Raw genomic sequence first — 19,538 nt, forward strand, 5'->3', positions numbered from 1 at the left:
TTGCCGATGCGGGCTCGGCCGTCGGGGGTGATGTGGACGTCGGCGGTGAAGTAGCGGGGGTCGGGTGGGACGCGGTGGGGCAGGTCGCCCATGTCGCTGTCGCCCCGGTGGTGCGAGATACCGGCGGGGGTGGTCTCACCGTGCCGGGCGTGCGCCTCGTCGATGTCCGGCCGGTCGCCGTCGGGGCTGTGAGGGCTGTCCGGGTCGGGGTCGCGGTGGGGCGGTGACCACGCTTCCGGATCGCGGCGCTGGGCGGGGATTCCGTCGGGGTCGCGGCGGGGGTCGGGTGTCTGGGTGTCGGGGTGCCGCTGGGGTGGTGGGCCGTCCATCGGCCGGTTCGGGGTGTGCGGCAGCGGGCCGTCGCCGCGGGGGCGGGTGAAGTCCGGGCTGCCGGGACGCTGGTGCGGCGGGCTCGGCGGGTTGTTCGGCGAGTGCGGCGCGTGCGGTGCGTTTGGGGAGTGCGGCGCGTTTGGGGAGTGCGGCGCGTTTGGGGAGTGCGGCGCGTAGGGATTCGCAGGCCCGTTCCGCGGCGGGTTCGGGTGCGGTGGCCCAGCCTGCGAAGGGGTGGTGTGGGCCGGACCGGTGCGGGAAGGGGTTCCCGGGCCGGGATGAGGCGGGACCGCGTGAGGTGGGCTTGCGTGGGGCGGTCCGGCGTGGGGTGGTCCGGCGTGGTGAGAGGGTGGTGCCGAAGTGCTGGACGGGCCGAAGGATGACGGTCGGGGGCCGTCCGGGGTTCGGGCCGGAGGCACGCTGGAGCCCAGGTCGCCCCGACTGCCCGGGGTTCCCGTCCAGCCGCCACCGCCGCCCGGCCTGGCGCCACCGCCACCCGGTGCGCCGCCACTTCCGGGAGCGCTGCCCGGCATCCCGCCGGGTGTGGGTTGCCCGGTTGGCGCGACCGTCGGGTTGCCGCCGGGTGCGGTGGGGTTCGGGCTCGTGGGGTTCGGGCTCGGTGGTCCCGGTCGGCTCGGGGCTTCCGGGGACGCGGCCCTGGCTGCGGACGTCTCGTCGAGCCGCGACGGTGCCGGTGTGCTCGGTGAACCACCACCAGCGCTGCCGCCACCCGGAGAACCGGCTCCAGGAGAACCACCACCGGACGGGGTCGGGCCCGGCTGGCCCATCGGACCGCCCCGGTGCTCGCCGACCGGCGCACCACGCGGCGTGGTGGACGGGCCGGGAGGTGGTGTCCCGCCACGGGGGACATCCGTGTCCGGGCTGTTCGGGTCACGACCTGGACGCGGTGCGGTGGTGGGCAGGTCGGCAGGGTCGCCGCGGGTCGGACGGGACGTCGGCGGGTCGACCGTCGGAGCCGTGCTCGACGTCGAGGTGCTGTCGCGAGGGCGGTCTGGCGTCGGTAAGTCCGAACCAGGTGTGGTCGATCGAGGTGTGGTTGATCCGGGGGTGGTCGATCCGAGGGTGGTGGAGCCCGGGGCGTCGGAGTCAGGTGTGCCCGAATCAGGCGTGCCGGAATCAGGCGTGCCCGAGTCCGGGGAGGAGGACGAGTCCCCGTTCCCACGACCGGTCCCGGACGGGGTGTCGATGTCGGCCTTGCCGGTCTGCAGGAAGCCACCCGGCTTGATGTTGCCGGGGCTGAGCACGTCCAGGCCGGTGACCTTGCCGGCGAGTTTGCCGACCACCTTCATGATCTTCTCGAAGACCTCGACCAGACGCTTGAGCATCGGCGAGACCTTCTTGATCGTGTCCAGCAGGTCCTGGATGATCTTGGCGATCTTCGCCGCCCACTTCGAGATCGCGGTCACCGCCTGCGCCACGATCACCGGCGTGCCGAACCCCAGCGAGAACACCGCTTCCAACACCCACGCGATGAGCTTGCCCACCAGGTCCGCGATCAGGTCGCGCACCACCTCGCGCACGAACCCCACGACCATGCCCATCATGCCGACGACCGTGCCCACGGTCCCCGCCGCCGACGCCGCGCCCGTCAGCGCGTCACCGTGCGCCTTCGAGTTCGCGAGGTAGGTCTCCGCCGCCGCACCCGTCCACCCCTCGGTGCCCCGCTGCACCCCGGACGCGTACTCCTCGGCGACCTTCCCCAACTCCTCGGCGACCTTCCCCCACGTCGCCGAGTACGACTCGATCACCGGCGGGTTCCCGGCCAGCCAGTCCAGCATCTCCTTGAGCGGCTGCACGTGCTCCATCAGGAACGACGCCGCCGAGGACAACAACGTGCCGAACGGGTCGATCGCCATCGCCGCCGCGTCCGCCGCCAACCCCACCATGCCGAGACCGGCCTGGACCCAGTTGCCGTCCTTGATCCCGTTGAACGTGTCCATCGCCGACTCCGCGATGGAAATACCGGTCATCCACCCGTTGTCACCGGTGCCGGCGTTGAAGGTCCCACCCGGCTCCGCGTCGGGCTGCACCACCAGGTCGTTCTGCTCCGTCACGGCGCGACCCCCCGTCGTCCGTCAGGCGTCGACGCCCAGACTGACGCACACCGGCAACGACGGGTTCCGCATCACGCCGACGTGACCCGATCGGCGCAATATGTCCACAATGGACAACGCGCCCCGGCCGCGAGGAGCAGCGGCCGGGGCGCGTCGGGGGAGGTCAGGCGTAGCAGGGCTTCTCGAACTTGAAGTCCTTCGCCGTCGGCCCGGTGAAGAAGTCCTCCACCAGCCCGACCCCGGTCGCCGCCTGCTCGTCCGGCTTGTAGATCAACGTCTGCCGGAACGTGGCGTCGTTCGAGTTGCCCGCGAAGTTGCCCGCGCCCTGGGGCAGCATGCCCTCGTAGTCCACCGAGTTCAGCTGCCGCACGGCCGCGAGCACACCGGCCCTGGTCAGGTCCTTGTTCGAAGCCGCCTTCTCCAGCGCCGCCTTCAACGGGTACGACCACACCCACCCGGACGTGTAGCCGTCGTTCGGCGTCACGCTCGGCAGGGCCTCGCGCAGCGCCTTGTGCCCCGGCGAGTCCGTCGCCCACGACTTCCACGGCGCGGACTGCAGGTACAGCGCCTTGATCGCGGGCGCCGCCGGGCTCTGCATCAGGCCCTGGTTCCAGGTCGGCGACGTGCCGATGAACTTGCCCTTGAACCCGCGCGCCGCCGTCTGGCCGATGATCACCGCCGCGTCGGTCGGCCCGGTGGTGAGGATGACCACGTCCGGCTTGTTCGCCAGCACCGCGTCGATCGCGCCGCCCTGGTTGTCCTGGCCGGTCTGGGTGACCGCGTTGGCGAACGTCACGCCGCGCTTCTCCGCCGCGATCTTCGCGCCCGCCGCCGCGTCGTCGCCGTAGTCACCGGGCAGGTGCACGGCCATCACGCTCTTCGCGCCGAGCTCGTCCACCGCGTAGTCGACCGAGTTCATCGACTCGACGCAGTAGTTCGCGCCCGACTCCAGGACGACCTCCTCCACGCCCCACAGCGACGTCCACGACGCCGGCACGCTGACCATCTGCGTGCTCTCCAGGTCGGGCAGAATCGCCGCCGTCGTCGGCGAGCCCAGGGTCTGCGCCAGGGCCAGGATCTTGCCCTTCATCTCCTGGTACACCTGGTTGTGGATCTGCGGGTTGTACTTGTTGTCCTTGACGTACGTGGTCACGTCGACGTCGTAGCCGCCGATGCCGCCCTTGTCGTTGACGCGCTTCCAGAACGCCTTCTGCGACTCCGTGATCGGCACCGCGAGCGTCTTGAACGGCCCTTCGGTCAGGTCCGAGATCGACCCGAGGTAGATGCAGCCCCGGTCACTGTGACCGGTGTCCGGGCACGGCTCGCTGGTCACGCCGAAGTCGACCTTGATACCGCCCTTGCCCTCCTGCGGGGCCGCGCCGTCGCCGCCGCGACACGCGACGGCGGCCAGCGCCACCACGGAGAGCACCGCGAGCACCGCTCTGTGACTTGCCATCCCATCCACCCTTTCAGTACGAGAAAGGCCAGGTGCGCCAGTAGTTGCGCACGCGCACCCAGATACCGAACAGGCCACGTGGCTCCACGATCAGGAACACCACGATCAGCAGCCCGTAGAGGACCGCCTCGACCTGGAACACCGTGACCGCACCGGTCGCGTCCGCGCTGATGAACGGCAGCACCGTCGGGAGCTCCCGGGTGATGCGCGGCAGCAGCGTGATGAACAGCGCGCCCATGATCGCGCCGGAGATGGTCCCCGCGCCGCCGATGAGCACCATCGCGATGTACTGCACCGACAGCAGCAGGCCGAACGAGCCGGGGTCGAAGAACCCGTTGACCACGAACAGCAACGAGCCCGCGACACCGGCGTAGAACGACGACACGGCGAACGCCAGCGCCTTGTACCGGGTCAGGTCGACGCCGATCACGGCCGCCGCGAGGTCGCGGTCGCGCACCGCGGCGAACGCCCGCCCGATCCGCGACCGCACCAGGTTGCGCGCCAGCACGGCGAAGATCACCAGCAGCACGAACATCAGCAGGTACAGCTGCTGCGGCCCGCTGAAGAACTCCGACGGCCGGTCCAGCCGCACGCCGAACAGCTCCGGCACCGCCGCCGGCCGACCCACGCCCGGGCCGCCGGTCAACGACGTCCACTCGCGGAAGACGTGCTCGCCGAGGAACACCAGCCCCAGCGTCACGATCGCCAGGTACAGCCCGCGCAGCCGGACCGCGATCGGCGCCACGATCAGCCCCGCCAGCCCCGCCACCAGCCCGGACGCCAGCAGCCACACGGGCAGCGACGTCACGCCGAACCCGAGCACCCGGCCGTCCGGGTCACCGGAGAGCGCCGCGCCCGTGTACGCGCCGATGGCCAGGAAGAACGCGTGCCCGAGCGACACCTGACCGGCGTACCCGGTCACGATGTTCAGCCCGATCGCGCCGATCGCCGCCACGAACCCCGTGGCCAGCAGCATCAGCAGGTCGTCGGTGATGGCGAACGGCACCAGCAGCGCCACCACCACCAACGCCCCCGTCCACGTCCGCTTGGGGCGCGTGTTGAGGAACGCCATGTCCTGCGCGTAGGAGGTGTAAAGCTCCGGACGACCCTTCACAGCGGCCTCCTCCGAGAGCGCCACCCGAAGGACGTAAGCCAACCGGCCACAGCCCCACTCATCACATCTCCTCGGATAGGCTGATCTTCGTGCGAACGGCGTACCGTGTACGGGCCCATCCGGACGCCGAACAGACGGTCGTGCTCAACCGCACGTTCGGCTGCGTGCGCCTGGTGTGGAACAAGACACTCGCCGTACGCCGGTGGCGCGATCTCGCCGAGGGCAAGCGGACGTCGTACAAGGAGACCGACGCGGCGCTGACTGGCTGGAAGCGCACCGAAGACCTCGCATTTCTGTCCGAGGTGTCCTCGGTTCCGCTGCAGCAGGCACTTCGCCACCAGCACGCGGCGTTCCAGAGCTTCTTCGCCGGCCGAGCGAGATATCCGAGGTTCAAGTCCCGCACCGGCCGCCAGTCCGCCCACTACACCCGCTCCGCGTTCCGAATTCGAGACGGACGGCTGTGGCTGGCCAAGACCGCTGCCCCGCTGGAGTTCGTCTGGTCCTTCGACGAAGTCGACTTCGCCGCGCTGAACCCCACGACGGTCGTGGTGTCCCGTGAGCCGGACGGCCGCTGGTACGTGACCTTCGCCATCGACACCGAGGACCCCGAACCAAGGGCGGCCGCCGGTCACCAGATCGGTGTCGACCTCGGGCTGAAGACCTTTCTCGTGACCAGTGATGGCGACCGCGTCGCCAACCCTCGTCACGTGGAGCGCAAAGCCCGGAACCTGGCCCGCCACCAGCGCAGGCTGGCTCGCTGCCGACGCGGTTCGAACAACCGGTGCAAGGCCAAGGCGAAAGTAGCCCGCGCGCATCGGAAGGTCCGCGACGCCAGGTACGACTTTCTGCACCGAACCAGCACGAACCTGGTCCGCTCGGCGGATCTCGTCGCGATCGAAGACCTGGCTGTCGGGAACATGGTGCGCAACCGTCGGCTGGCCCGCGCCATCTCCGACGCGGGTTGGGGAGAGTTCCGCCGTCAACTCGAGTACAAAGCGGCACGCGCGGGGCGCGTCCTCGTGGTGATCGACCGCTGGTACCCGTCGAGCAAGACCTGCTCCGCGTGCGGACACCTGCTCGCCGAGCTGAACCTCTCCGTCCGGCACTGGACGTGCCCGGACTGCCGCACCCGACACGATCGGGACCACAACGCGGCGAAGAACATCCTTGCGGCTGGTCGAGCCGTAGCCCGGGGAGACTCGGGTGATGCCTGCGGAGCTGATGTCAGACGGCAAGGGCCCTCCCTTCCGCGATCGGCTGTGAACCAGGAAGCCGGCACCGCGAGGTGCAGCGCATAAGCGCAACGCGCTGCGAAGCGCGTCGGGCTCCCACCTTCCGGGGCTGGGAGGAAGTCAAAGCCGCTCCACCTCCTTGCTGCCGAACAGCCCGTAGGGCCGCACCAGCAGCACGACCAGCATCAGCACGTACGGCGCGACCAGCGCGAAGTTCGGCCCGAGCCACGGCGCCACGTCACCTTGGTAGGTGCCGACCAGCGACTCCACGACCCCGACCGCCAGCCCGCCGACGACCGCGCCGCCCAGCGAGTCGAGCCCGCCGAGGATGATCGCCGGCAACGCCTTCAGCGCGATCACCCACAGCTGCTGGTCCACGCCCGCGCCGGTGGCCACGAACACCCCGGCCAGCGCGGCCAGCCCGCCCGCGATCGCCCACGACAGCGCGAACACCGAGCCGACCGAGATGCCCTGCGCCAGCGCGACCTCCTGGTCGTAGGCCACCGCGCGCATCGCCAGGCCCACCCGGGAGAACCGGAAGAACGCGAAGAGCACCGCGACCACGGCCACCGTCGTGCCGAACATGACCAGGTACCGCTGCTGCACCTCGACGCCGAGCAGCGTCACCGTCGACAGGCCCCACGGGTCGCCGACCTGCCGAACGTCCAGCCCGATGAACGCGTTGGTCACCACGCGCACCACCACGTCCACGCCGATGGTGATGATCGCGACCACGAACACCGGCTTGCCGATCATCGGCCGCAGCACGGTCCGCTCCACGCCCAGCGCCAGCACGGCGATCAGCACCGCCGCGATCGGCACGGCCGCGAAGAACCCGACCTCCGCGGCCAGGTAGCTGACCAGCACCGCGCCCGCCAGCATGAACGCCGGCTGGGCGAAGCTGATCACCCTGGTGGACTTGTAGATGATGACGAAGCCCAGCGCCAGCAGCGCGTAGATCGACCCGGAGCCGAGGCCGCGGATCAGCGATTGCAGGAACTCGGTCATCCGCGCCCCCCGGCGTACATGTCGTCGACGAGCTCGCCGAACACCTTGGCCAGCGCCGACCGCTTCACCTTCTGCGTCGCGGTCAGCTCGCCGTCCTCGTGGTCGAGCTCCTTGGGCAGCATGCGGAACTTCTTGACCTGCTCCACGGTGGCGAACCGCCCGTTGACCTCGGTCACGATGCCCTGCACCAACTCGCGCACCTCGTCCTTCTCCGCGAGGTCGCGGTAGGTGGTGTAGGCGAGGCGGCGCTGCCTGGCCCAGTGGCCGACGGTGTCGTACTCGATGCCGATCAACGCCACCAGGTACGGGCGCCGGTCGCCGAGCACGACCGCCTCCTTGATGTACGGCGAGGACTTCAGCGCGTTCTCGACCTCCGACGGCGCCACGTTCTTGCCGCCCGCGGTGATGATGATGTCCTTCATCCGGTCGGTGATCCGCACGTGCGTGCCGTCGACCCACTCGCCGACGTCGCCGGTGCGCAGCCAGCCGTCCGGGGTCATCGCCCGCCGGGTGGCCTCCTCGTCGCGCCAGTAGCCCGCGAACACGCCCGCGTGCCTGGTCTGGATCTCGCCGTCGTCGGCGATGCGCAGCTCCACGCCGGGGTGCGGCTCGCCGACCGTGCCGAGCTTCACCCGGCCGGGCCGGTTGCCGGTGGCGACGGCGCTGTTCTCGGTCATGCCGTACACCTCGTGCATCGGCACGCCGATGCCCATGAAGAACCGCAGCACCTGCGGCGAGATGGGCGCGGCGCCCGAGGCCGCGTACCGGACGTGCCGCAACCCGATCCGCGCCTTCAGCGCGCGGAAGCACAACAGCCAGCCGATGCCGTACTTGAGCCGCGTGCCGAACGTGTGCTTGCCGCCGGTGCGCACCAACTGCTCGCCGAGGCCGTCGGCCACGCGCAGCCAGAACCGGGTGGTCGCCCGCTTGAGCCAGGTGGCGCTGGACGCGCTGATCGTGATGGCCGCCAACACCTTCTCCCAGATGCGGGGCACGCCGAACAGGATCGTCGGCTGCACCTCGCGCAGGTTCGCCTGCACCGTCTCGATGGACTCGGCGAAGTGCACCTGCACCCCGGCCGACGCGCTGAACCACGTGGTGAAGATGCGTTCGGCGACGTGGCACAGCGGCAGGTACGACAGCGTGACGTCCTTCGGCGACGGCGGCGGCTCGGTGAACCCGCCGCCCTCGACCAGCGACTGGACGGCGAACTCCACGTTGGCCACGGTCAGCATCGCGCCCTTGGGCGGCCCGGTCGTGCCCGAGGTGTAGATCAACGTCATCACGTCGTCCGGCTCGACCTCGCGCATCCGGCGCGCGACCGCGTCCGGGTTCTGCTCCCGGTGCTCCGCGCCCATGGCCAGGAAGTCGTCCCACGACAGCAGCTTCGGGTTGTCGTAGCGGTGCCGGATGCCGCGCGGCTCGATGTAGACGATGCGTTCCAGGTCGGGCAGGGCGTCCAGCACGGCCAGCGCCTTGTCCACCTGCTCCTGGTCCTCGGCGATGAGCACGCGGGTGGCGGAGTGCGAGAGCAGGTACGCGACCTCGGCGGCCGGGTTCGTCGGGTACAGGCCCACGGTGACCGCGCGCACGGCCGCCGCGCCGAGGTCGGTGTAGAGCCACTCGCGGCGGTTCTCCGACCCGATCGCGACCCGGTCGCCCGCGTCGACGCCGAGCGCCAGCAGGGCGTGGCCGACCAGCTCGACCTGCGCCCAGTACCCCGCCCAGGTCACCTCGCGCCAGATGCCGAAGTCCTTGGCCCGCAACGCCACCGCGTCCGGCGTGCGGGCCGCGCGGTCGCGGACGCGGGTCACCACGGTGGTGAGCCCGGTGGTCGTGGCCGTCGTCATGCCGTACCTCCCGCGTTCTGGTGCGCCTCGCCGAGGTAGGCGCGCACCACGTCCGGGTCCTGCTGCACCTCGGCGGGCGTGCCGGTGCGGATCGGCTTGCCGAAGTCCAGCACCATCACCCGGTCGGCGAGGTCCATCACCAGGCCCATGTCGTGCTCGACCATGACCATCGCGATGCCGAGCTCGTCGCGGACGTCGAGCACGAACCGCGCCATGTCCTCGGTCTCCTCGACGTTCATGCCCGCGACCGGCTCGTCCAGCAGCAGCACCTTCGGCTCCATCGCCAGCGCGCGCCCGAGCTCCACGCGCTTCTGCACGCCGTACGGCAGCAGGCCGACCGGCAGGCGTCGCCACTGCTCCAGCTCGAGGAAGTCGATGACCTCCTCGACCGCCTCCCGGTTGGCCAGCTCCTCGCGCCGGGCCCGGCCGACCCACGCGAACGCGGCCAGCGCCCCGTACCGCATGTGGTTGTGCCTGCCCAGCATCAGGTTCTCCACCACGGTCAGGTGGGCGAACAGCTCGATGTTCTGGAACGTGCGGGCGATGCCCATGGCGGCGACCTTGTGCGGGCGCCGGCCCAGCACCTCCTCGCCCTCGAACAGGACCGAGCCCTGCTGCGGCCGGTACACGCCGGACAGCACGTTGAAGATCGACGTCTTGCCCGCGCCGTTGGGTCCGATGATGGCGAACAGCTCGCCCGCGGCGACGTGGAACGACACGCCGTCCACGGCGGTGACGCCGTCGAACGCCAGCCGCACGTCCCGCACGTCGAGCACGTTCCTCCCGGCTTCGGCGCTCCGGTCTTCGGGCTTCACGACAACCACCGCTTCCGCCGCTTGTAGTGCTTCACGTCGCGGAACGACCGCGCGGCGCCCTCGGCGCGCAGGCCCAGGTAGAACTCGCGCACGTCCTCGTCGGCCAGCAGCGCGGCCGCCGGCTTGTCCATCACGACCTTGCCGGTCTCCAGCACGTAGCCGTGGTCGGCGATGGACAGCGCCATGGTCGCGTTCTGCTCGACCAGCAGCACGGTCGTGCCCGCCGCGTTGATCTTCACGATGAGGTCGCGGATCTGCTGGACCATGAGCGGGGCCAGGCCGAGGCTCGGCTCGTCGAGCAGCAGGTAGCGCGGCTCGGACATCAGCGCCCGGCCGATCGAGAGCATCTGCTGCTCGCCACCGGACAGGTAGCCGGCGCTCTGCCGCCGCCGTTCGCGCAACCTGGGGAACAACTCGTACATCCGGTCCAGGTTCTGCTTGACGCCGCGCGGCCTGCTGTGCCCGCCGATGCGCAGGTTCTCCTCGACCGACAGCTCGGCCAGGATGCGCCTGCCCTCCAGCGCCTGCTTCACGCCGAGCGACGCGATGCGCGACGGCGAGGCGCGGTGGATCGGATCGCCGTCCAGGGTGATCCGGCCGCGGGTGACCTTGCCGTCGTGCACGTCGAGCAGGCCGGACAGCGCTCGCAGCAGCGTCGTCTTGCCCGCTCCGTTCGCGCCCAGCAGGGCGACGATCCGCCCTTCCGGGACCTTCAGGCTCACGCCGCGCAGCACCAACATCACGTCGTCGTAGACCACCTCAAGGTTGTTCGCCTCGAGCACCAGGCGCCTCCGGGGATGTCGGGGAGGCGATCAGTATGACTCCGATCACAGGGTTACCTACCGCTGTTCGCAAACCGTGATGAACCAGCCCACGGCATGTTCGGCTTTCACGATTCTGTTGCTCAGTCCTGTGTGGACGGGTGTAGCGGGAGGGGTCCGTGGGTATGCCCCCGGCGTCCGCGACCAGGGATGTGAGGAGCGTTCGCCGCGCATGGACGCCTCGGAGGTGGAGCTCAGGGTGGCGGCCAGGCCCGCCCACCTCTCGGTCATCCGCGCGGTCGCCGGCGCGATCGCCAGGCGCACGCCCGAGCTGGCCGTCGACCTGGTCATCGCCGTCGACGAGGCGTGCAGCGCGTTGATCTCCCGGACCCTGGACCCCGCGGCCGTGCTGCGGTGCCGGTTCGCCCGGGAAGGTGATTCCGTGCGCTTCCGGGCGGAGGTCCGGTCATCGGCCGTCACCGTCCCCGATCATGACTCGTTGTACTGGCGGGTTGTCAGCTCCGTGACCGACGCGGTAGCCACCTGGGTCGACGGGGAGGGCCGGTTGCGGGTCGAGCTGAGGTGCCGGGCATGAACGCGGTGGACTACCAGCCGCTGTTCCACGAGCTGGCGGAGGCGGAGCGGGACGGCGAGCGCTACCAGCGGCTGCGTGACCGGCTGGTCACCGAGCACCTGCCGATGGCCAGGCACATCGCCGACCGGTTCGCCGAGCGCGGGGAGTCGGTGGAGGACCTGCGGCAGGTGGCGGCGGTCGGGCTGATCAACGCCGTGGACCGGTTCGACGTCACGCGCGGTATCGACTTCCTGGCGTTCGCCGTGCCGACCATCACCGGCGAGGTGCGGCGGTACCTGCGCGACCAGGGGTGGGCGCTGCGCGTGCCGCGGCGGTTGAAGGAGCTGTGCGTCGCCATCGACACGGCGCGGGTGGAGCTGTCGCGCGTGTCGGGGCGCACGCCGACGCCCAGCGAGGTCGCCAGGCACCTCGGCATCGGGGTGGACCAGGTCTACGAGGGGCTGCACGCGACGTCGGCGTACCACCTGCTGTCGTTGGACGAGCAGTCGATCAGCGAGGAGCTGAACTACGCCGAACGCCTGATCAGCGACGATCCGGCGTTGGAGGTCGTCGAGCTGCACCACGCGCTGGACCCGATGCTCCGCGGGCTGCCCAAGCGGGAGAGGCGGATCGTGGTGCTGCGGTTCTTCCGGGGCATGACGCAGAGCCAGATCGCGGACTCGGTCGGCGTGTCGCAGATGCACGTCTCGCGACTGCTGAGCCGGTCCTTGGCCCGGTTGCGCTCGTTGCTCGATGATGAGTAGCGCTCGTGCGCGGTGAGGGCTTCGTTCGGGTCTTCGGCCGGGGTCCGGTCGGGTCTTCGGCCGGGTCTTCGGTCGAGGCTCGGTCGGCGCTCGGTCTGGACGGGATGGGGTGGTCGCAGTGGTAGCAGGCCCGGTGACCCTGGCGTGGCCGCAGCGGGCAGCCCTGATCCTGGGCGTGCTGCTGGTCGCGTGGGGCGTGGTGGACCTCGTGCGGTCCGAGCCGAGGTTGGCGGTGCTGCACCTGGTGACCGGCGGGGTGCTCGGCGTGGCGTCCGTGCGGACCCGGGTGGCTCGGCTGGCCGGCTCGATGATGGGCGTCGTGTACCTGGTCGTGTTCGCGTTCGGGGTGGGTGCGCCGGGCGGGGCGATGGACGCCGGGATCGTCGGCAACGCGGTGCACCTGCTGATCGGCTTCGCCTCCGTGGGCGTCGCGGAGGGCTGCGCGTGGTGCGAACAACGCGCCCGCCGCGCCACCGGCTCCCACTAACCCCGCCCCTCTCCCCTCCCTCACCGCACCCGCTCGCACCTTCGCCGCACCCGCTCGCAGACCGGTCGGCACCCCGTCCACGATGACCGTTCCCCCGCACCGATCGCGGACCGTTCCTCAATCATCGGCGCACTTTCCGATGCCAATGCCGATGCCGGTTCGGATGCCGGTTCGGATGCCAGTGCCGATGCCAGTGCCGATGCCGGTGGACGCGGTTGCACCCACCCCCTTTCGGGTATCACCCGTGTAACCCGAACGGGGAGGACCGAACCGATGCACACGGCGAGTCTGCAAAACCTGGTCGACGTCGAAGGACCGTTCGTCTCCGTGTACCTCGACGTCGGTGATCACGTGGACCTTCGGTGGCGGGCGATGCGCGACCAGCTCCAAGCCATGGCCGCCGACCCGTACCTCGTAGCGTTGGCGCACAACGCGATCGTGTCCGGCACGACCCCGCGCGGCCTCGCCGGGCGTGGCCTGATCGTGGGCGGCGGACGCGTGCTGGTCGACCAGTACGTCCCCGTCCCACCGACCGGCTACACGGCCCGCACCGGCCCGCTCCCCTACATCCTGCCGCTGGTCGACCTGTCCGAACCCCTCCTGCCGCACGTGGTCGTCCAGGTCGGCGAGCACGGGGCGGACCTGCGCGGCGTCGACCCGACCGGCCGCCCGGTGGCGGTGGCGACGGTGGGCGCGCGACGTCCCGGACGACGCCTGGACGCCGAGGAGTTGGCCGACGTCGCCGAGGAAGCGGCCAGCCTGGTCGACCTGCTGGGTGCGCCGCTGCTGGTGCTGGCCGGGCCGCTGGCCGGGCGGCGCTCACTGCGGGTAGCCCTGCCGACCCGCTACCACCACCTGGTGGTCGAGGTCGAGGGACCACCCGATCGTGCTGTGCTGCACCTGGCCGGGCGGGCGAACCAGGACGCCCGACGGGCAGTGGTCGAACGGTTCCGCGACGAGTCCACGCGGCTCACCGGACGCGCGGTGCACGGACTGGTCGCGGTCCGGCAGGCACTGGCCGAGGGCCGGGTCGACACCCTCCTGCTCACCGACACGCTCGTCGGCTCGCAGCAGGTCGACGACGGGCGGGCCGACGAGGTGCTGCCGTTGCGGGCGGTCGAGTGCGGGGCCGAGATCGTGCTCGTCGGCGGCGCGGTTCGGCTGCACGAAGACGTCGGCGCCCTGCTCCGCGAGTGACGTCGTCCACTACTGCCCGACCGGTGGCCGGCTCGGCCGGCGATGCGGTGACGGGCAATGCCGCCGGCCGATGACGCCCGTTGGCCGGTGATGGTCGCGGACCGGTGATGCCCGCAGACCGGTGATGCCCGCAGACCGGTGATGCTCGCGGATCGGTGACGCCCGCGGGCCAGCGATGTCGGTGGCGGGTGTCGCGGTGGCCGGCGATTGCGGTGGGAACGGATGAGGTTGAGGCGGTCGGCGGTCGGCGGTCGGCGGTCGGCGGTCGGCGGTCGGCGGATGGTGGTCGGCGGATGGTGGTGGATGGGGCGGCGGATGTAGTGGGTGGGGTGGGTGAAAGCGGATGGGTGGTTGGCGAGGGCTCCTCATGGTTTTAACCGAGGTGCGGTAACGGTGTTTCCGTACATTTTTGGCCGTTGATCACTCGAAAGTGTGACCGGACGACCGACCGACCTGCGGGAATGGTGCACATGAGGGGATCTCACCTCCGTAGCATCCGCAGCACGGCCCGTTCCACTGTCTCACGATCAGCCGTCCTCGGTCTGATCATCACCCCCTCGTGGTACAGCCGCACCACCCGCGGGTCGATGTAGGACTTCCTCGCGACCGCCGGCGTGTTCCCCAAGTGCTCGGCCACCTCCCGCGCCACCGCCGCCTCCACCCGCTTCCGCCCCCGCGCGGACTCCGGCCGGCCCTCCCTCGCGAACGCCGCGGCGGCCAACACCGTCGCGTGCCACGTCCGCAGGTCCTTCACCGAGAACTCCGACCCCACCAGCTCCTTGAACCGCTCGTTCACGTCGTCCGACCCGACCGCGCACCCCCGCGAGTCGACCAGCAGCCGCTCGTCCCCGCCCCGCCCCCGCAGCAACCCCCGAACGGCCCGCGCCAACGCCTCGTCCTCCACCACCGTCGTGAACTCGATCCCGCCCTTCGCCGGGTAGCAGAACTCCACAGTGGACCGTCGAACGGCCACGTGCGAGCACAGCAACGTCGCCACCCCGTGGGTCCCGTTGTCCGCCGCGTACGTCTCACCCCCGACCCGGAACACCCCGCGCTCCAGCACCGCCAACGCCACCGCCAGCACCCGCCGCCGCGACCGCCCCCGCCCGCTCAGCTCTCGCGCCACCTCCGCCCGGAACCCCGGCAGCAACGGCGCCAGCACGAGCACCCGGTCGTGCTTCTCCTCGTCCCGGTCCTGCCGCCACCGCTCGTGGTACAGGTACTGGCGCCGCCCGGCCGCGTCCGTGCCCACCGCCTGGATGTGGCCGTTCGGGTGCGGGCACACCCACACGTCGCGCCACGCGGGCGGGATGACCAGGGCCTTGATCCGCGCCACGGACTCGGCGTCGAGCGGCTCGCCGTCGGCGTCGACGTAGCTGAACCCCCGCCCACGGGCACGGCGACGCCAACCGGGCCCGGACGGATCACTGCGGCGCAATCTCACAGCGCCCAGGTTCCCGACCGCGACCCGGTGAAACGCGGACCACCCGAACGATCCACAACACCGTGGTTGAAACCCGGGCCAACTGGGTATGGGACCGGCATGACACAGCCGTGGACCGTGGGAGTCGAACAGGAGTTCCTCCTCGTCGACCCGGAGTCGCGCCGACCCGTGCCCCTGGCCGACTCGGTCGCGCAGCACGCCGGCGCGGGCCACGACGTGCAACGGGAGCTGACGCCGTTCCAGATCGAGGTCGCCACGCCGGTGTGCACGACCGCCGAGGAGTTGGCGGAGCAGGTCGTCGGCGGTCGCCTCCACCTGGCGAAGGCCGCGCACGCGGCGGGATGCCGGCTGCTGGCCTCGGCGATTCCGCCGATCGGCACGCTGGGGCCGCCGCCGGGCACGGACGACCGCCGCTACCGCATGATGGAGCACTCGCACCGCGCGATCATCGGCGGTCAGGGCGTGTGCGGGATGCACGTCCACGTGGGCGTGCCGGACCGGGACGTCGCGGTCCGGGTCTCGAACGCCCTGCGGCCGTGGCTGCCGACGTTGCTGGCGTTGAGCGTGAACTCCCCGATCGAGCAGGCCGAGGACACGGGTTACGCGAGTTGGCGCACGATCGTGTGGTCGCGGTGGCCGATCAGCGGCCCGCCGCCGCACCTGGGTTCCGCCGCCGAGTACGACCGGCTGGTCGGGGCGCTGGAGTCGACGGAGGTGCTGCTCGACACCGGGATGGTCTACTGGGACGTGCGGCCGTCCGCGCAGCACCCCACGGTCGAGGTGCGGGTCTCGGACATCCCGATGACGGCGCGCGAGGCGGTCGTCATCGCCGAGGTCATCCGGGCGTTCGCCCGCACCGCCGCCGAGTCGGGGGAACCCGAACGGGTGGATGACGTGATGTTGCGCGCCGCGTACTGGCGGGCCGCGCGCGACGGCGTGGACGGCTTGGCCGTCGACCCGCGCACGGGCAACCTGGTGCCGGCCCGGGATCGCGTGGCCGAACTGGTGTCGTGGTGCGCGAACGCCCTGGAGGACGCCTCCGCGCTGTCCACTGTGGAGGATCACCTGGCCTGGCTGGGCGCGCACGGCAGCGGCGCCGCGCGCCAGCGCCGGGCGTTCGGCGGCTCGCCGGACGCGCGCGGGCTGGTCGACCTCATCTTGGCTGAAACGGTCGACGACGGCCGTTGAGGTCTACCGTGAAGGATTCGACGCCGCGCCGGCGTCGCTGAGTGAGAGGAGTACCGGCGTGCCAGAACCCGCGGCGACGCTCGCTTCCGTTCGGGTCGACAGACCCGCGGACGGCGTGGTTGTGCTGCACGTGTCGGGCGAGTTGGACACGAGCAGCGCGGAGGAGTTGACCAGGCCGCTCACGGAGCACCTGGTCGAGAACGTGCGCGGTGTGGTGGTGGACCTCGGTGGGGTGCGCTTCCTCGGTTCGGCCGGGCTGGAGTCGCTGGTCGTCGGCAGTCAGCGGGCGAGCGCGCTCGGCGTGCCGCTGGTGCTGGTGGCGACCAGCCGGGCGACGCAGCGGCCGATCGAGGCGACCGGGCTGAGCTCGGTGTTCACCGTCGTCGGTTCCGTGCAAGAGGCGTTGGACCGGTTCTAGGCCGCCGTCGCCCTACCAGAACCGGCGGACCGTCCTGATGGCGCAGCGCACCGCCCCCACCGGGGGCAGTGCGCCCGCCGGGGGCACCACCCACCGCGATTCGGCCGCCGGGACGCGCCGCGGGCCGTGCCAGTAGCGGACGTCGGGCGGCGGCACGTGCCCCGCCACGGGTTCCGGGTCGGGTCTGGCGAGGAACAGCCAGCGCAGCCGGGGACCGGGCACGGCGAGGATCGGCCCGAGCGGTCCGGCGGAGCGGAGGTGGGTGCTGACCTCGGCGCCCCAGCTGGCCGGCACCTCCACCGCCACCGCGCCCTCGGCCAGCACCAGGGAGGCCAGTGTTTCGTCGACGTGCCACGGTTCCATGCCCGCCGATGGTGGCGTCGGCCCGTGTCGGGATTGTGTCGCCGTGCGGCGCGGCGCGTTAATCCTGGCCGATGTCCTCGAACCACAGCTCGGGCTTGGCGGCGATGAAGTCGGTCATCAGCCGGACGCACGCCTGGTCGTCCAGCAGCGTGATCTCGACACCGTGCTCGGCGAGCCAGTCGTGACCGCCGTGGAACGTCCGGGCCTCGCCGATCACCACCCGGGGTATCCCGAACTGGCGAACGAGCCCGCTGCAGTACCAGCAGGGTGACAGCGTGGTGACCATGACGGTGTCGCGGTAGCTCGCCCGGCGGCCCGCGGCGCGGAACGCGGCGGTCTCGGCGTGGGTGGAGGCGTCGCCGTCCTGCACCCGCCGGTTGTGGCCGCGGCCCAGGAGCGTGCCGTCGGCGGCGAACAGGGCCGCGCCGATCGGGATGCCGCCCTCGGCGAGCCCGGCGCGCGCTTCGGCCACCGCCACCGCCAGCATGTCCCGTGCGTCCGCGCTCTTGTCCACGGCGCCAACCTACTTGGGCGGCAGGGTCTCGACGAACTCGCGGGCCCGGCCGATCCAGTCGGTGAGGCCGGAGTCCTCGTCCAGCTCGGAGCCGTCCACCACGACCCAGCCGCGCATCACCTTGCCGGTCAGGTCGAAGACCCGCGTCCCGGGCAGGGCGAGGCACTCCCCGGCCGCGTCGGGGCCGACGCGGGCGATCAGGTCGTCGCCCATCACGCCGACGAGCATGTTGCCGTGCAGCAGGAACGCGACGCCGCCGAACATCCGCTTGGCGCTCAGGCCGGGCAGGTCGCCGACCTCGTCGCGGATCCGTTCGGCCAGGTGCTCGTCGAACGCCATCTCCCGGTCCTCCCGTGTTCGATCCTCATGCGCCGAAGCACAGGAACCCGGCGCTCGCGGCGAACGCCACGTCGCCGTCGTCCCGGTGCGCCTCTTGCGCGCCCGCCAGCGCTTCCGCGGGCGGGTGGCCCGCGCCGAGCCTGCGGTGCAGGTCGACCATCAGCGGCGTGGTCACCTCGGCTGGCACCGGGATGACCGGCGCGACCAGCGTGCGCGTGCCGAGCCCGAGCAGCGCGGCGGTGAACCCCATGAGCTCGTCGCCGGGTCGCACCGCCGACAGGCCCGAGTCGCACGCCGAGAGCACGACCCGCGCGGGCGGTGTGCGCAGCCGTTCGAGGTCGTAGACGGTGAGCGGGCCGTCGGCCAGTTCCAGCGCGGAGAACAGCGGGTTGTCCGCGCGGAACGAGCCGTGCGCGGCCACGTGCGCCAGCGGCGCGCCGTCCATCGCCGACGCCACCGCGTCCACCGTCGCCGCGCCGCCCACCAGCACCGAGGGCCGGACCGGGCCGAGCGACGCGATCGCGGTGATCTCCGTCGGCGCGGCCGGCAACCGCGGACCCGCCGCCAGGACCACCCGGTCGTGCGACACGAGCTCGGACGTCGCCGCACGCAGCCACACCGTCGCCGACGGCACCACGGTCACCGCGCGGCCGCGGCACGCGGGCAGCGCGGACCACGGCAGGCCGCCGAGCAGGCCGGTCGGCGCGAGCACCAGCGGACGGTCGTCGAGCCGCCGCCGCAACGGTTCCAGCAGCCGGTTCTGCAGCAACCGGGCCGCGTGCTCGGCGCCCGCGCGCACCGGGGTGCGGTCGACGTGATCGGGCAGCGTCACGAGCCGGTGCAGGGCGAACCGGAGCAGCCGCAGCTCGCGCAGCGCGCCGGCCGCCGGGCCGAGCCGGTGCAGCGACGCCCGGCCGCCCGCCACGACCACGGCCAGCAGCTCGCCGTCGTGGTCGACGTACTCCACCAACGCCGACGTGCCCAGCGCCCGGGCCAGCTCGCCGACCGCGGGCGGCTTGAACACCGCGCCACCGCCGCCGGTGCGCCGGGTCAGCTCGCGCACCCGCTGCTCGCCGCGCACCTGCCGCTGCCGCAGCGCCGCCGTCGGACGCCCCGCCGTGGACGCCGCTTCCAGGTCCGCCGTCACGGCGCGCAGCTCGGCCAGCGCGTCGGCCAGCCCGGAGTCCTCCGGCGGCCGGGCGGGCGTCATCCGCAGCGCGCCCGCGCGCCACGCCTCCGCCCAGCTCAGCACCCGTCCGGCCCGGCCGCCCGCGACCGCCGTGCGCAGGCCTTCCGACGCCAGCGCCGCGCCCTGCGCCCCGCTCAACGCCCGCAGCTCCGTCGCGCCCAGGGACACCCGGTACTCGTCGAGCAGCGCCAACCCGCGCCGCAACGCGATCTGCGCGCCGCGCGTGTTGCCGAGCAGGTCGCGCCGCAACGCCTCGGCGTACCAGCCCTGCACGCGGTGCGCCGCCGGTCCGCCGCGCCGGGCCGCACCCGCCGCGGTCAGCTCCGCCACGGCGCGCGAGCGGTCGCCGAGGTCGCGGGCGACCAGCGCGCCGTCGACCCGGGCCTCCAGGCCCGCCATCCGCCACCCCAGCGCGTCCAG

General features: G+C 71.8%; 18 protein-coding genes and 1 pseudogene. 7 read left to right on the forward strand and 12 right to left on the reverse strand.

Translation table 11 applies throughout. The features are described 5' to 3' along the window. From ABTZ99_RS42190 to ABTZ99_RS42200, 3 genes and pseudogenes are all read right to left on the reverse strand, one after another. Positions 1 to 2,405 (reverse strand): annotated as a pseudogene (locus ABTZ99_RS42190) (hypothetical protein); the annotation flags it as partial. A 163-nt stretch (positions 2,406 to 2,568) separates the two neighbouring features. Beyond that, entirely contained in the window at positions 2,569 to 3,861 is a 1,293-nt protein-coding gene (locus ABTZ99_RS42195) for an ABC transporter substrate-binding protein (protein WP_498783433.1), read from the reverse strand. Positions 3,862 to 3,874: 13 nt separating this feature from the next. Continuing rightward, positions 3,875 to 4,975: a branched-chain amino acid ABC transporter permease gene (locus ABTZ99_RS42200; protein WP_499618687.1), complete on the reverse strand. Its 1,101-nt coding sequence runs from the start codon at positions 4,973 to 4,975 to the stop codon at positions 3,875 to 3,877. A gap of 89 nt (positions 4,976 to 5,064) precedes the next feature. On the opposite strand from ABTZ99_RS42200, the gene ABTZ99_RS42205 reads away from it, so the two are divergent. Next, positions 5,065 to 6,273 carry an RNA-guided endonuclease InsQ/TnpB family protein gene (locus tag ABTZ99_RS42205; RefSeq protein ID WP_499618689.1) on the forward strand — a complete coding sequence of 403 codons (1,209 nt, stop codon included), beginning with the start codon at positions 5,065 to 5,067 and terminating at the stop codon, positions 6,271 to 6,273. A gap of 54 nt (positions 6,274 to 6,327) precedes the next feature. Here the strand turns inward: ABTZ99_RS42205 and ABTZ99_RS42210 are convergent, their stop codons facing one another. Genes ABTZ99_RS42210 through ABTZ99_RS42225 form a run of 4 tightly spaced genes read right to left on the reverse strand, consistent with a single transcriptional unit; the run spans position 6,328 to position 10,662 of the window. Beyond that, positions 6,328 to 7,215 (reverse strand): branched-chain amino acid ABC transporter permease, encoded by an 888-nt coding sequence (locus tag ABTZ99_RS42210; protein ID WP_498783427.1) that lies wholly within the window; start codon positions 7,213 to 7,215, stop codon positions 6,328 to 6,330. Further along, entirely contained in the window at positions 7,212 to 9,065 is a 1,854-nt protein-coding gene (locus tag ABTZ99_RS42215; protein WP_498783425.1) for an AMP-dependent synthetase/ligase, read from the reverse strand. Before ABTZ99_RS42215 ends, ABTZ99_RS42210 begins: the two co-directional genes overlap by 4 nt. Next, positions 9,062 to 9,880, reverse strand: a complete 819-nt coding sequence (locus tag ABTZ99_RS42220; protein ID WP_499618692.1) for an ABC transporter ATP-binding protein — start codon at positions 9,878 to 9,880, stop codon at positions 9,062 to 9,064. Before ABTZ99_RS42220 ends, ABTZ99_RS42215 begins: the two co-directional genes overlap by 4 nt. Continuing rightward, positions 9,877 to 10,662, reverse strand: coding sequence for an ABC transporter ATP-binding protein (locus ABTZ99_RS42225; protein WP_498783421.1), 786 nt, complete (start codon positions 10,660 to 10,662; stop codon positions 9,877 to 9,879). The genes ABTZ99_RS42220 and ABTZ99_RS42225 overlap by 4 nt, the downstream gene beginning before the upstream one ends. A gap of 211 nt (positions 10,663 to 10,873) precedes the next feature. On the opposite strand from ABTZ99_RS42225, the gene ABTZ99_RS42230 reads away from it, so the two are divergent. The 4 genes from ABTZ99_RS42230 (at position 10,874) to ABTZ99_RS42245 (ending at position 13,663) form a co-directional block, all read left to right on the forward strand. Then, complete coding sequence (locus ABTZ99_RS42230; RefSeq protein ID WP_498783419.1) at positions 10,874 to 11,236, forward strand: ATP-binding protein; 363 nt, start codon at positions 10,874 to 10,876, stop codon at positions 11,234 to 11,236. After that, entirely contained in the window at positions 11,233 to 11,979 is a 747-nt protein-coding gene (locus tag ABTZ99_RS42235; protein WP_230566250.1) for a SigB/SigF/SigG family RNA polymerase sigma factor, read from the forward strand. Before ABTZ99_RS42230 ends, ABTZ99_RS42235 begins: the two co-directional genes overlap by 4 nt. A gap of 133 nt (positions 11,980 to 12,112) precedes the next feature. Further along, positions 12,113 to 12,466 (forward strand): hypothetical protein, encoded by a 354-nt coding sequence (locus tag ABTZ99_RS42240; RefSeq protein WP_499618695.1) that lies wholly within the window; start codon positions 12,113 to 12,115, stop codon positions 12,464 to 12,466. A 273-nt stretch (positions 12,467 to 12,739) separates the two neighbouring features. Further along, positions 12,740 to 13,663, forward strand: a complete 924-nt coding sequence (locus ABTZ99_RS42245; RefSeq protein ID WP_499618697.1) for a hypothetical protein — start codon at positions 12,740 to 12,742, stop codon at positions 13,661 to 13,663. A gap of 481 nt (positions 13,664 to 14,144) precedes the next feature. On the opposite strand, the gene ABTZ99_RS42250 is transcribed toward ABTZ99_RS42245, so the two are convergent. Next, a complete protein-coding gene (locus ABTZ99_RS42250; RefSeq protein WP_498783413.1) occupies positions 14,145 to 15,107 on the reverse strand; it encodes a DNA topoisomerase IB in 963 nt (320 codons plus the stop codon). A gap of 99 nt (positions 15,108 to 15,206) precedes the next feature. On the opposite strand from ABTZ99_RS42250, the gene ABTZ99_RS42255 reads away from it, so the two are divergent. Together ABTZ99_RS42255 and ABTZ99_RS42260 are read left to right on the forward strand one after the other, a co-directional pair. Then, positions 15,207 to 16,295 (forward strand): carboxylate-amine ligase, encoded by a 1,089-nt coding sequence (locus tag ABTZ99_RS42255; RefSeq protein ID WP_498783411.1) that lies wholly within the window; start codon positions 15,207 to 15,209, stop codon positions 16,293 to 16,295. 58 nt (positions 16,296 to 16,353) lie between these two features. After that, entirely contained in the window at positions 16,354 to 16,713 is a 360-nt protein-coding gene (locus ABTZ99_RS42260) for an STAS domain-containing protein (protein ID WP_498783409.1), read from the forward strand. Positions 16,714 to 16,725: 12 nt separating this feature from the next. Here ABTZ99_RS42260 and ABTZ99_RS42265 read toward each other — a convergent pair whose 3' ends face one another. The 4 genes from ABTZ99_RS42265 to ABTZ99_RS42280 form a co-directional block, all read right to left on the reverse strand. Then, a complete protein-coding gene (locus tag ABTZ99_RS42265) occupies positions 16,726 to 17,076 on the reverse strand; it encodes a hypothetical protein (RefSeq protein ID WP_498783407.1) in 351 nt (116 codons plus the stop codon). A 58-nt stretch (positions 17,077 to 17,134) separates the two neighbouring features. Beyond that, positions 17,135 to 17,563, reverse strand: a complete 429-nt coding sequence (locus ABTZ99_RS42270) for a nucleoside deaminase (RefSeq protein ID WP_498783437.1) — start codon at positions 17,561 to 17,563, stop codon at positions 17,135 to 17,137. Positions 17,564 to 17,599: 36 nt separating this feature from the next. Next, on the reverse strand, positions 17,600 to 17,929 hold the full coding sequence (locus ABTZ99_RS42275; RefSeq protein WP_499618700.1) for a TfoX/Sxy family protein: 330 nt from the start codon (positions 17,927 to 17,929) through the stop codon (positions 17,600 to 17,602). 25 nt (positions 17,930 to 17,954) lie between these two features. Then, on the reverse strand, positions 17,955 to 19,538 hold a 1,584-nt coding region (locus ABTZ99_RS42280; protein WP_499618702.1), incomplete at its 5' end, for a CHAT domain-containing protein.

The organism is Actinosynnema sp. NPDC002837 (assembly GCF_040295345.1).
Classification (GTDB): Bacteria; Actinomycetota; Actinomycetes; order Mycobacteriales; family Pseudonocardiaceae; genus Actinosynnema.

Bases quoted from the DNA above. Each gene is read 5' to 3' on its own strand.
- ABTZ99_RS42265 (WP_498783407.1), bottom strand. From the start codon at position 17,076: ATGGAACCGTGGCACGTCGACGAAACACTGGCCTCCCTGGTGCTGGCC.
- ABTZ99_RS42270 (WP_498783437.1), bottom strand. From the start codon at position 17,563: ATGCTGGCGGTGGCGGTGGCCGAAGCGCGCGCCGGGCTCGCCGAGGGC.
- ABTZ99_RS42195 (WP_498783433.1), bottom strand. From the start codon at position 3,861: ATGGCAAGTCACAGAGCGGTGCTCGCGGTGCTCTCCGTGGTGGCGCTG.
- ABTZ99_RS42210 (WP_498783427.1), bottom strand. From the start codon at position 7,215: ATGACCGAGTTCCTGCAATCGCTGATCCGCGGCCTCGGCTCCGGGTCG.
- ABTZ99_RS42275 (WP_499618700.1), bottom strand. From the start codon at position 17,929: ATGGCGTTCGACGAGCACCTGGCCGAACGGATCCGCGACGAGGTCGGC.
- ABTZ99_RS42255 (WP_498783411.1), top strand. From the start codon at position 15,207: ATGACACAGCCGTGGACCGTGGGAGTCGAACAGGAGTTCCTCCTCGTC.
- ABTZ99_RS42230 (WP_498783419.1), top strand. From the start codon at position 10,874: ATGGACGCCTCGGAGGTGGAGCTCAGGGTGGCGGCCAGGCCCGCCCAC.
- ABTZ99_RS42245 (WP_499618697.1), top strand. From the start codon at position 12,740: ATGCACACGGCGAGTCTGCAAAACCTGGTCGACGTCGAAGGACCGTTC.
- ABTZ99_RS42235 (WP_230566250.1), top strand. From the start codon at position 11,233: ATGAACGCGGTGGACTACCAGCCGCTGTTCCACGAGCTGGCGGAGGCG.
- ABTZ99_RS42215 (WP_498783425.1), bottom strand. From the start codon at position 9,065: ATGACGACGGCCACGACCACCGGGCTCACCACCGTGGTGACCCGCGTC.